Origin of the sequence: Micromonospora globbae, assembly GCF_036184225.1 — a bacterium.
Lineage (GTDB): Bacteria > Actinomycetota > Actinomycetes > Mycobacteriales > Micromonosporaceae > Micromonospora > Micromonospora globbae.
In genome coordinates this window covers 2,398,414-2,410,464 of record NZ_CP108084.1, presented here as the reverse complement: position 1 = coordinate 2,410,464, position 12,051 = coordinate 2,398,414, and the positions used below count along the sequence as shown (strand labels likewise).

Sequence of the window (12,051 nt, the reverse complement as noted above, 5' to 3'; positions counted from 1 at the left end):
AATGTCATGACAGCCTGACGACGTAAATACCTGTCACTGAAATGAGCGCGAAACATCCACCGTCGCCACTGCTCACCGCTCGGCGACGGTCACCTCCAGTGAGTAGCGCGTGCCCCGGTAGATGTGGGCGCCGTGCTCCACGAAGCGCCCCTGGTCGTCGTACGCCGTGCGGGTCATGGTGAGCAGGGGCGCGCCCCGCCGCTCGCCGAGCATCTGGGCCTCGGCGGCGGTCGCCGCCCGCGCCCCGATGCGCTGGTGGGCGCCGCGGATGCGGATGCCGGCGGCACGCAGGGTCGCGTAGAGGCCGCCGGCCTGCAACCCGTCCATGGTGAGCCGGACGCGGTCGGCCGGCAGCCAGTTCTCCATCACGGCGAGCGGCTCGCCGTCGGAGAAGCGCAGCCGGCGCAGGTGCCACACCTCGCTGCCGACGGCGACGTCGAGGGCCGCCGCCACCGCGGACGGGCAGGGCACGGTGGTCAGCTCCAGCACCGAGGTCGACGGTTTCCGGCCGGCCCGCAGCAGGTCGTCGTGGAGGCTGGTGAGCTCCACCGACCGGCGTACCTCGCCGCGTGCCACCTGCGTGCCCACCCCCCGCCGGCGCACGATCAGTCCCTTGTCGACCAGGTGCTGGATCGCCTGGCGGACGGTGGGCCGGGACAGGCCGAGCCGGTCGGCGAGTTGCAACTCGCTGTCCAGCCGGTCGCCCGGGGCCAGCTCACCGCGCTGGATGGCCGCGGCGAACTGCTCGGCGACCTGGAAGTAGAGCGGGACCGGGCTGCTCCGGTCGACCGCGATCTCGGGGCCGGTCACGGCATCTCCTCGCTGACGAAGGACGCGGATTCTCGGGGCACGACGAACGGACGCCACTGTACCGAAGCGATCACCCACCGCAGAGGGCGGATGTCATGACAACACATTGACACAACTCAGCGGCGCTGTTACCAATCAGGGACAGCGCTGGCCCGCGCACCCGCGCCGGCCGGGACGGAGGACGCGGCATGCTGGACGTGCTCACCATCGGCCGGGTCGGGGTGGACATCTACCCGCTGCAGATCGGCACACCGCTGGCCGAGGTGGAGACGTTCGGCAAGTTCCTCGGCGGCAGCCCCACCAACGTTGCCGTGGCCGCCAGCCGGCAGGGCCTGCGCGCCGGAGTCGTCACCCGCACCGGCGCGGACGCGTTCGCCGACTACGTCCACCGGGCGTTGCGGGAGTTCGGCGTCGACGACAGCCAGGTCCGCCCGGTCGAGGGGATGCCCACCCCGGTGACCTTCTGCGAGATCTTCCCGCCCGACCACTTCCCGCTCTGGTTCTACCGCACCCCGACCGCCCCGGACCTGCAGATCCGGCCCGACGAGCTGGACGCGGACGCGATCGCCTCCGCCCGCGTCCTCTGGCTCACCGGCACCGGCCTCTGCCAGCAGCCGAGCCGGTCCGCGCACACGGCCGCCCTCGCGATCCGCGGCGGCCGGGCCCACACCGTGCTGGACCTCGACTACCGGCCGATGTTCTGGCCCGACCCGGCGGCGGCCACCGCGGCGGTCGCCGAGGTGCTGCCCCACGTCACGGTGACTGTGGGCAACCTGGACGAGGTGGAGGTGGCCGTCGGCACGCGCGACCCGGAGCGGGCCGCCGGCCTGCTCCTGCGACGCGGGCCCCGGCTGGCGGTGGTGAAGCTCGGACCCGACGGCGTGCTCGCGCGCACCGCCACCGAGACCGTCCGCGTGCCGCCGGTGCCCGTGACGGTGGTCAACGGGCTCGGGGCCGGCGACGCGTTCGGCGGCGCGCTCTGCCTCGGCCTGCTGCGCGGATGGCCGCTGGAGCGGACGCTGCGCTTCGCCAACGCGGCCGGCGCCATCGTCGCCTCCCGCCTGGCCTGCTCCGCCGCCATGCCCGACGAGGACGAGACCCTGGCGCTGCTGCACGCCGTCCAGCCGCAACCGGTGCCGCCGACCGGCGCCGGGGGAGGAGAAGACCGGTGAGCACCGAGTACGACGCCCTGACCCGCACCCGCGCCCACCGGCCACAGGCGATCGCCGAGGCGGCCGCCCGCCGCGTCCGCCGGCCGTGGCCGGAGCCCGGACGGCCGCTGTTCATCATCGCCGCCGACCATCCGGCCCGGGCCGCCCTCGGCGTACGCGACCGGCCGATGGCCATGGCCGGGCGGGCCGACCTGCTCGACCGGCTGCGCCTGGCGCTGTCCCGTCCGGGCGTCGACGGGGTGCTCGGCACCCCCGACATCCTGGAGGACCTGCTGCTGCTCGGCGCACTGGAGGACCGGCTGGCCATCGGGTCGATGAACCGGGGCGGCCTCTCCGGCGCCCGGTTCGAACTCGACGACCGGTTCACCGCCTACGACGCCGACAGCATCGCCGCGATGCGCTACGACGGCGGCAAGATGCTGTGCCGCATCGACCCGGACGACCCGGCCACCGCCTCCACCCTCCAGGCGTGCGCCCGGGCGGTCACCGCCCTCGCCGCGCACCGCACGGTGGCGCTCGTCGAGCCGCTGTGGGTCACGCGCACCGACGGCCGCGTCCACCCCGACCTGCGGCCCGAGGCGGTCGTCAAGGGGGTCAGCGTCGGCCAGGCGCTCGGCGCCACGAGCGCGTACACCTGGCTGAAGCTGCCGGCCATCGACGAGATGGAGCAGGTGATGGCCGCCACGACCCTCCCGGTGCTGCTGCTCGGCGGCGACCCCGTGGAGGCGCCCGACACGGTGTACGCGCGCTGGCAACGGGCGCTGCGGCTGCCCGGCGTGCGCGGGCTCGTCGTCGGCCGCGCCCTGCTCTACCCACCGGACGACGACGTGGCGGCCGCGGTGGACCTGGCCGGCTCACTGCTGCCCACCGGGCGCGACGACGACCGCGCCGCCGCGCAGCAGGGCGGCCGCGCGTGAGGACCGCCGAGGCCCACCTGCCCTGGGGCAGCACCGCCCGCCCACCCTGGGCGCTGGAGATCACCCCCGAGCGGGCCGGCTGGCGCCACGCCGGCCTGCGGGTGCTCACCCTGGCCGACGGCGCCACGGTCACGTTCGACACCGGCGACGAGGAGATGCTCGTGCTGCCGCTGGCCGGCGCCGCGACCGTCCACTGTGACGGGCTGCGGATCCGGCTGGCCGGGCGGGCGTCGGTCTTCGCCGCCGTCACCGACTTCGCGTACGTGCCGCGGGACGCCACCGTCACCGTCGAGGGCGCCGGACGCGTCGCCCTGCCGTCGGCCCGGGCCGCCCGGCGGCTGTCGCCCCGCTACGGCGCCGCCCGGGACGTGCCGGTGGAGCTGCGCGGCGCCGGCCCGGCCAGCCGGCAGGTCAACAACTTCTGCGCCCCGGACGCCTTCGACTGCGACCGGCTCGTCGCCGTCGAGGTGCTCACGCCGGGCGGCAACTGGTCGTCGTACCCGCCGCACAAGCACGAGGAGGACCGCGTCCACGACGGCGGCCGGCAGGAGGCGGCGCTCGAGGAGATCTACTACTTCGAGGTCGCCGGCGGACGGCCCGGCGACCCCGCCGGGCCGGTGGGCTACCAGCGGGTGTACGGCACCGACCGCCGCCCGATCGACGTCCTCGCCGAGGTGCGCGCGGGCGACGTGGTGCTCGTCCCGTACGGCTACCACGGCCCGTCGATGGCCGCGCCCGGCTACGACCTCTACTACCTCAACGTGCTGGCCGGGCCCGGTCCGGTCCGCACCATGGCCTGCGTGGACGATCCGCGACACGCGTGGATCCGGGGCAGCTGGGCCGGGCAACCGGTCGACCCGCGGCTGCCGCTCGCCGGCCCCACGACCCAGGAGGCGTGATGCCCAGACTGACGGTGGCCCAGGCGCTGGTGACGTTCCTCGCCAGGCAGTGGTCCGAACGGGACGGGGTGCGACGGCGCCTCGTCCCGGCCTGCTTCGGCATCTTCGGCCACGGCAACGTGGCGGGCGTCGGCGAGGCGCTGGCCAGCACCGACGTGGACCTGCCCTACCACCTGTGCCGCACCGAGCAGGGGATGGTGCACACGGCGGCGGCGTACGCCCGGATGACCGACCGGATGAGCACCCTGGCCTGCACCACCTCGATCGGTCCGGGGGCGACCAACCTGGTCACCGGGGCGGCCGGCGCGACCATCAACCGGCTGCCGGTGCTGCTGCTGCCCGGCGACATCTTCGCCACCCGCGTGGCGAACCCCGTCCTGCAGGAACTGGAGGACCCGCGCTCGTACGACGTGAGCGTCACCGACGCCCTGCGCCCGGTCTCCCGCTACTTCGACCGGATCAACCGGCCCGAACAGCTGCCCGCGGCCCTGCTGGCCGCCATGCGGGTGCTGACCGATCCCGTCGAGACCGGCGCGGTCACCCTCGCCCTCCCGCAGGACGTGCAGGCCGAGGCGTACGACTGGCCGGCGGAGCTGTTCGCCGAACGGGTGTGGCACGTGCCGCGCCCCCGGCCCGATCGGGCGGCGGTCGACCGGGCCGCCCGCGTCGTCACGGCGGCACGCCGACCGCTGCTGGTCGCCGGCGGCGGCGTCGTCTACAGCGGAGCGTGCGACGCGCTGCGCCGGTTCGCCGAGGCGCACGGGGTGCCGGTGGCGGAGACGCAGGCGGGCAAGGGCGCCCTGCCGCACGACCACCCGTTGGCGCTCGGCGCCCTCGGCGTCAGCGGCACCACGGCCGCGAACACCGTCGCGGCCGACGCCGACCTGGTGATCGGGGTCGGCACCCGGTACAGCGACTTCACCACCGCCTCGGGCACCCTCTTCGGCGACGGCGCCCGGTTCGTCAACCTGAACGTCACCGGCTTCGACGCGGCGAAGCTGTCCGGGACGCAGGTCGTCGGCGACGCCCGGGAGGGCCTCGCGGCCCTCGACGCGGCCTGTGCCGGATGGGCCACGGCGGCGGCGTACCGCGACGAGGTGACCGAGCTGACGAGGCGGTGGACGGCCGTGGCCGACGTCGCGCGGCGGTCCGCGCCCGACGCGCGGCCCACCCAGACGGCCGTCATCGGCGCGGTGAACGAGGCGGCCGGGCCCCGGGACGTGGTGGTCTGCGCGGCCGGCTCGATGCCGGGCGACCTGCACCGGCTCTGGCGCGGCGTCGACCCGAAGAGCTACCACGTCGAGTACGGCTACTCGTGCATGGGCTACGAGATCGCCGGCGGGATCGGGGTGAAGCTGGCCGCACCGGAGCGCGAGGTCTTCGTGCTGGTGGGCGACGGCTCGTACCTGATGCTGCCCAGCGAGCTGGTCACGGCCGTGGCCGAGGGCATGAAGCTGGTCGTGGTGCTCGTCGACAACCAGGGGTTCGCGTCGATCGGCCGGCTCTCGGAGAGCGTCGGCGCGCAGCGGCTCGGCACCGCGTACACCGACCGGGCGGGCGACCCGCTGCCGGTGGACCTCGGGGCCAACGCCGCGAGCTTCGGCGCGGACCTGATCCGGGTCGACAGCACGGCGCAGCTGCGCGACGCCCTGGCGCGGGCGCGGGCCTCGGAGCGCACCACGGTCGTCCACGTCCGCACCGACCCCATGGAGGCGGGCCCCGAGGGCGGCGCCTGGTGGGACGTGCCGGTCGCCGAGGTCTCCACGACGGCCGCCGCGCGGGCCGCCCGCGCCGGCTACGAAGCGGGGCGCAAGGCGCGCCGCAACCACCTCAGGCCCGGCTGACCGGGCGGGCGACGCGGCCGGGCCGTCGGCCCCTCGTCCACCGTCCCACCAGGGGATTGACAGATCACTTCCGGCCACTGAGGATGATCCCAGTTCACCGACCGCCACCGCGTCATCACGTTCTGGCCCGTCGCATGTCGGCGATGCGCGGCGTCCAGCCGGCGGTCGGCTCTGTCACCACCCGTCCCGTCCACCACGTCGCGTGCCCGGTCACCGCAACGATCGCACCCGACCCATTCGATGGAGCCGCGTACCCCGGGCGTGCCCCTCGGCCACCTCCGTCGGCCTGCCGGCCGAAGAGCCAGAAGGGCAGTGAACACATGCCGTACCCCCAGTCGCCACGGTGGCGACGTCGTCTACCCGTTCCGCTGGCCGCCGCGACGGCCGTCGTGCTGCTGGTCAGTCCGGCCGCCGCGACGGCGCCGCAGCCCGCCGCGCCCGCCGACGCCGGGCCGGTCGCCGGCGAACAGGCGAGCGTCGTCGAGGTGCTGCTCGACGGCACCGCGGAGCTGGACGCGCTCGTCGCCACGGGCGTCGACCTCGACCACCACGTCGAGCGCACCGAGGACGGCGTGGTCGCCCACGCCGTGGTCACCCCCAGCGAGGCCGCGCGGCTGACCGCGGCCGGCTTCACCCTGGGCGACGCCCTGTACCGTCCCGAGGACTCCCGCGCCCGCATCGCCGAGCGCGAGGCGACGATCGCCGCGCACGTGGCGGAGAACCGCGAGTTCGCCGCGGCGGCGTCCGACCCGACGGCCCCCGACGTCTCCGACGTCAAGATCATCCGGGCGGACTACTACACGTCCGGGACCAGCCAGATCCTCTCCGTCGAGGCGAAGTGGGCGCAGGGCCAGACGGCGTCGAACACGCTCACCGTCGAACGGGACAGCGGCCCCGGCACCGCCATGGGCTCCGGCGGCACGCAGACCATCTCCCGCTTCGTCGACGCCGGCGTCTACCTCTACCACCGCGGCGCCGCCACGGTGACCGCCCGCCCGGAGTACGTCCGGATCACCAGCCCCACCGGTGACGTGGCGGTCGCGAAGGTGCGGGAGTGGCTGCCCACCCCGGAGACCAGCCCGGAGCCCCCGGGGTACCAGAAGGACTTCGTCACCAGCTACCTCACCCCGACCGAGCTGTACGCGCGGATCCACCAGCTCGCCGCCGAGTTCCCCGACCTGGCCGAGATCGTCGAGCTGCCGTACAAGACCAACGGCTACCGCCGGCACGCCCAGGCCGTGCTCGGCGCCGCCAACGCCAGCCGCGTCGCCGTGGACTCCCTCGCCTGGGGCCACGAGGGCGGCAACGACATCTCCGTCGAGCTGGCCAACCCGGGCCCGGGCAACGCGACGACCGGCGTGACCGTCATCGGCTCGCACATCCGGGTGAACCTCGCCACCGACGCCGCGGGCGCGGTCACGAGCACCGCCGCGCAGGTCGTCGCCGCGCTCAACAGCGGCGCCGGCTCCCTCGTGCGCGCGTACACCTACCGCGGCAGCCCGGGCACCGGCGTGGTGGCGCCGGCCCCGCGGACCCCGCTCACCGACGACCTGAGCGCGCCGGCCTCCGTCTCCCGCGACCCGCACCCGGTGTACGCGATCCGCATCGGCAAGCACCGCGACGGCACGAAGACGGGTGTGCTCGCGTACGCCCAGGAGCACGCCCGGGAGTGGGTGCCGCCGCTGGTCACCATCGAGACCGCCGAGCGGCTGCTGCGCAACTACGCGCACGACGGCCGGACCAAGCAGCTGCTCAACAACCTCGACATCTGGATCGCCCCGTCCATCAACCCGGACGGCGGCCACTACTCGTTCTACGACTTCAACTCCCAGCGCAAGAACATGACGAACCACTGCCCGCTGACCGGCGCGGCCGACTTCCTCGGCCGGGACTCCTGGGGCGTGGACGTCAACCGCAACTACACCGAGTACAGCCTGTTCGACGGCTACTCGGGCGCCTCGTCGAGCTGCACCAGCGGCACGTACGCCGGCCCGAGCGAGCTGTCGGAGCCGGAGGACAAGAACCTCGACTGGCTGGCGTCCCGGCCGAACATCAAGTTCTCGATGAACCTGCACTCGTCCGGCAACTACTTCATGTGGTCGCCCGGCGCGTACGCCCTGCCGGACCGCACCTCGGCGCCGCGCCCGTCGCTCGCCGACGAGTCGTTCTTCTGGGGCGCGTCCTCCCGGATCCTCACGGCCATCAAGCAGCACCGCAACATGGCCGTGACCCCGGCCCGCACCGGCCCGATCTCCGACGTCCTCTACTCGGCGGCGGGCAACTCCGGCGACATGCTCTGGTACAAGTACGGCATCTACGCCTGGAACTTCGAGGTCGGCACCTCCTTCCAGCCGCAGTGGGACGAGGCGCACGACGAGACGATGGAGTTCGCCAACGGCCTCGTCGAACTCATGCGGGTGGCGCGGGACTACGCCTCGGACAAGAAGCGACCGGAGAGCACGCTCACGATCGCGCCGAGTTCGACGCCGGGCATGGTGAACGTGACGTTCGACGTCTCCGAGCCGGCCGCCGTCTTCTACACCCTCGACGGCGCCGCCCCGACCTACGAGTCCACCCTCTACGGCTCGGCGGGCGTCCGGGAGGGCGGTGAGACGCTGACCGTCCCGGCCGGCACCCGGGTCAACTGGTTCTCCGTCGACGCGGCGGGCAACGTCGAGAACAACTACCAGCCCGACGGCAACGGCAAGAACTACCGCAAGGGTCAGGCGGTCCTGCCGACCAGCTGACCACCTGCCCCAACCGGCGGCCGCGGCGCACCCAGCGCCGCGGCCGCCGGCCGTTCTCGGGGCCGCCCGGCCTGAACGCTCGGTGACCGCACGGCGTACGCGATGCGTGTTCCCGGCGACCGCTCCGCGGACTAGCGTGAGATCAACTTTTCGGCCCGGTCCCGTCGGACCGGGTCAGTCCATGAAGGAGCGGCATGCTCAAGAGAACACGATGGCTGCTGGCCGTCGCCGTGTCGGCCACGGTGGCGGTGGGCGTCCCGGGCGGACCGGCGCTGGCGGATCCCAGCGACCCCGCCCCGACAGCGGTGGCCGGAACGCGGGTCGGCGCGGAGACGTACACGGTCACGCTGCTGACCGGTGACGTGGTGACGGCGCGGACGAACGGCACCGGCTGTCCGCAGGCGTCGGTGCAGCCGGCGACCCCGAACGCCGTGTTCCACCAGTGGTGCGGGCCCGACGGGCACCTGCACGTCGTACCCGCCAGCGTGGCGGCACGGATCGGCCCGGTGCTCGACCCGGACCTGTTCGACGTGTCGGTGCTGATCGCCGACGGCTACGACGACGAGAAGACGTCCGCCCTGCCGGTCATCGTGCAGCCGGCCACGAAGGCGGCCCGCGTGGCGGCCCTGGACGGCGTCGTCGACCTGCCGATCATCGACGCGGTGGCGGGCCACGTACCGAAGAAGGATCCGGCGGCCGCGAGGCTGGCGGCGAACCCGCTGCTGGCGGGAGCGAAGAAGGTGTGGCTGGACCGCAGGGTCCGCGCCACCGGCCTCCCGGCGGCGCCGCCGCGCGCCGTGCCGGCGACCGCCCCGCGACCGACCGCCGCGGGGGCGGCAGGCCACGGCGACGACCTGGACTGGAACCTGCGGCAGGTCTCCGCGCCGGACGCCTGGCGGGCCGGCTACACCGGCCGGGGCGTGCGCGTCGCGGTGCTCGACACGGGCGCGGACTTCACCCACCCGGACCTGGCCGGCCGGGTCGTGGAGAAGGCCGACTTCACCGTCGACGGCGGCGACGCGGTCGACCACAACGGCCACGGCACGCACACGGCGTCCACGATCGCCGGCACCGGCGCGGCGGCCCACGGGCAGCGGCGCGGCGTGGCCCCCGACGCGCAGCTGGTGATCGGCAAGGTCCTCGACGACAACGGCTTCGGCGACGACTCGCAGATCATCCGCGCAGTGGAGTGGGCCGCGCAGCGTGCCGACGTGGTCAACATGAGCCTCGGTGGTGAGTACCCGGACGACGGCAGCGACCCGCTGGCGCTGGCCGTCGACGCCGCCACCCGTGCGCACGGCGCCCTGTTCGTGATCTCCGCCGGCAACAGCGGCGGCGGGATCTCCGCGCCGGGCTCGGCCACCACGGCCCTGACCGTGGGCGCGGTCGACCGGGACGGCGCCCTCGCGGACTTCTCCAGCCGCGGCCCCCTGGTCGACACGTCGGTGGCCAAGCCGGAGCTGGTGGCGCCCGGTGTCGACATCGTGGCCGCCCGGGCGGCCGGGACGAACCTGCAGGACCCGATCGACCGGTACTACGAGGGCTCGACCGGCACGTCGATGGCCGCCCCGCACGTCGCCGGCGCGGCCGCGCTGCTCGCCCAGCGGCACCCGGACTGGACGCCCGACCGGCTCAAGGCCGCGCTCGTCGGCGCCGCCGACCCCGTGACCGGCGTCGACCCGTACGCCGTGGGCGCCGGACGCCTCAACGCCGCGCGCGCCCTGTCCGGCCCGGTCAGCGGGCAGCCCGTGGTCGACCTCGGCACCTTCACCCACCCGCAGTCCGGCACGGCCGAGACGACGCTGACCTGGACCGGCGACACCACACCGGCCACCGTCACCCTCGACCTGGACGTCACCGCCGTCAACCACGACGGGACCACGGCACCGCGCGGCGCGCTCACCCTCACCACGAGCAGGGTGACCGTCACGCACGGGTCCAGCGCCCGCGCCACGTTGCGGGTCGACCGCGCCGCCCTGGCCGCACGGCCGGGCTACTACATCGCCACCGTCACGGCCCGGGGCCCCGGACACCGGCTGGTCGCCACCACCCCGGTCAGCTTCCACGTCGAGCCGCGCATGGTCGACCTGACGGTCGACACCAGGCCCATGGCCGACGCGCCGGAGGGCGCCGACACCTGGGTCGGTGTCCTGGTGACCAACCTCGACGACCCGTACGTCTCCGCCGGTGACGGGTTCTTCCGGCCCGGCGGCTCGGTGACGGTGCGGGTCGCCCCGGGCCGCTACGCGGTCACCGGCGCGTTCAGCTCGTACGACCCGCTCACCGACGCCCAGGCGGGCGCGTACGTCGGCACCACCGACCTGTCGGTCACCGGTGCCCGCAGCGTCGTCCTCGACCCGGCGACGGCACGACCCGTGACGGCGACCGTCGACGGGGCGCCCACCACGCCGATCCTCACGTCGTTCGTCCTCCAGCAGACCACGAGGAACGGCCTGAGCTGGTGGAACAGCGTCACCGGCCTCGGCGGCGGCGCGAAGGTGTCGGTGTCGCCGCTGCGCAGGCCCGGCATCGGGTCGCTGCGCACGTACGCCGCGTTCTACCTCCAGTCACCGCAGGGCACGGTGGACCCCTACGCCTACGACCTCGTCCACGAGTACGAAGGCGGCGTGCCGGCCGACCCGTCGTACCGGGTGAGCCGGGCCGAGCGGACCCGGCTCGCGCGCGTCGACCAGCGGTTCCAGCAGGTGGACTCGCCGGAGATGTTCACCTCGCTGCGGCGCTCCATGTACGCGCCCGACGGGCTGTACCTGACGCAGCTGCGCACGTTCGGCCTGCCCACGCGGCGTACCGACTACCTGTCGCCGGGCTACCTCTACCTCGACGAGGGCGTCTACGGCGGGCTTCCCGCCCAGGAGCAGGTACGCAGCTACCGGCCCGGCAGCCGGCAGTCGCGGATCTGGGCGCGCCAGCCGCTGCACTCGGACTGGGTCGACGGGCTCGTGACGATCGGCGACGTGTTCCCGTGCGCCACCGCGCCGTCGCGGACGCGGGGCAACCTGCACGTCGACCTCGCCATGCTCACCGACCAGCACGGGCGCGCCGACTGCCTCCAGGGCGGGACGATCGGGTTCAACCGGAAACTGTCGCTCTACCGCGACGGCGCGCTGATCGAGGAGCGGAACGCGTCGCGGGCAGACTTCACGGTGCCCCGGCAGGCGGCCGACTACCGGCTGACGTTCGACCTCGAGACGAGCCTCGTGCTGCCCGTCTCGACCCGCGTCACCACGTCCTGGACGTTCCGCTCGGCCGGGCCCGCCGGTACGGGAAGCGTGCCGTTGCCGCTGCTCGCGGTCGACTACGCGCTGCCGATGGACGACGGGAACCACATCGTCGGTGGCACGGGCGAGTTCACGGTCCGGCAGGCCCGGGGCGTGCCGGCGCAGAAGGTGACCTCCTTCCAGGTGTGGACGTCCACGGACGACGGCGCGACGTGGAGGGCCGCCCGGGTCACCCGGGACGGGGACACCTACCGCGCGGCCCTGCCGCGCCCCACCGCCGGGCAGGCCGTCTCCCTGCGGGTGAAGGCGGACGGCAACGGCGGCAGCGGCATCGACCAGACCGTCATCCGGGCGTACCGGGCCGGCTGACCGCCGCTGGACGGACCGCGGCCCCGGCACATCGTGCCGGGGCCGCGGGTCCGG

Annotated in this window: 7 protein-coding genes; 6 read left to right on the top strand and 1 reads right to left on the bottom strand. The window is 74.4% G+C overall.

All coding sequences use genetic code 11. The features are described 5' to 3' along the window. Positions 1-72: 72 nt before the first annotated feature. Positions 73-810, bottom strand: a complete 738-nt coding sequence (locus tag OG994_RS10665; RefSeq protein ID WP_120330153.1) for a GntR family transcriptional regulator — start codon at positions 808-810, stop codon at positions 73-75. A gap of 188 nt (positions 811-998) precedes the next feature. Here OG994_RS10665 and iolC point away from each other — a divergent pair, with 188 nt between their 5' ends. The 6 genes from iolC to OG994_RS10635 all read left to right on the top strand — a co-directional run bounded on the left by iolC (position 999) and on the right by OG994_RS10635 (position 11,997). Further along, positions 999-1,982, top strand: coding sequence for a 5-dehydro-2-deoxygluconokinase (iolC, locus tag OG994_RS10660; RefSeq protein ID WP_120330154.1), 984 nt, complete (start codon positions 999-1,001; stop codon positions 1,980-1,982). After that, on the top strand, positions 1,979-2,899 hold the full coding sequence (locus tag OG994_RS10655; RefSeq protein WP_328853044.1) for a Cgl0159 family (beta/alpha)8-fold protein: 921 nt from the start codon (positions 1,979-1,981) through the stop codon (positions 2,897-2,899). Before iolC ends, OG994_RS10655 begins: the two co-directional genes overlap by 4 nt. Further along, positions 2,896-3,798 (top strand): 5-deoxy-glucuronate isomerase, encoded by a 903-nt coding sequence (gene iolB, locus OG994_RS10650; RefSeq protein ID WP_328853043.1) that lies wholly within the window; start codon positions 2,896-2,898, stop codon positions 3,796-3,798. Before OG994_RS10655 ends, iolB begins: the two co-directional genes overlap by 4 nt. Continuing rightward, positions 3,798-5,642: a 3D-(3,5/4)-trihydroxycyclohexane-1,2-dione acylhydrolase (decyclizing) gene (iolD, locus tag OG994_RS10645; protein ID WP_328853042.1), complete on the top strand. Its 1,845-nt coding sequence runs from the start codon at positions 3,798-3,800 to the stop codon at positions 5,640-5,642. The genes iolB and iolD overlap by 1 nt, the downstream gene beginning before the upstream one ends. Before the next feature lie 320 nt (positions 5,643-5,962). Continuing rightward, positions 5,963-8,389, top strand: coding sequence for a M14 family metallopeptidase (locus tag OG994_RS10640; RefSeq protein ID WP_328853041.1), 2,427 nt, complete (start codon positions 5,963-5,965; stop codon positions 8,387-8,389). 194 nt (positions 8,390-8,583) lie between these two features. Beyond that, a complete protein-coding gene (locus OG994_RS10635) occupies positions 8,584-11,997 on the top strand; it encodes a S8 family serine peptidase (RefSeq protein ID WP_328853040.1) in 3,414 nt (1,137 codons plus the stop codon). Positions 11,998-12,051 lie beyond the last annotated feature (54 nt).

Bases quoted from the DNA above. Each gene is read 5' to 3' on its own strand.
- iolC (WP_120330154.1), top strand. From the start codon at position 999: ATGCTGGACGTGCTCACCATCGGCCGGGTCGGGGTGGACATCTACCCG.
- iolD (WP_328853042.1), top strand. From the start codon at position 3,798: ATGCCCAGACTGACGGTGGCCCAGGCGCTGGTGACGTTCCTCGCCAGG.
- OG994_RS10640 (WP_328853041.1), top strand. From the start codon at position 5,963: ATGCCGTACCCCCAGTCGCCACGGTGGCGACGTCGTCTACCCGTTCCG.
- OG994_RS10635 (WP_328853040.1), top strand. From the start codon at position 8,584: ATGCTCAAGAGAACACGATGGCTGCTGGCCGTCGCCGTGTCGGCCACG.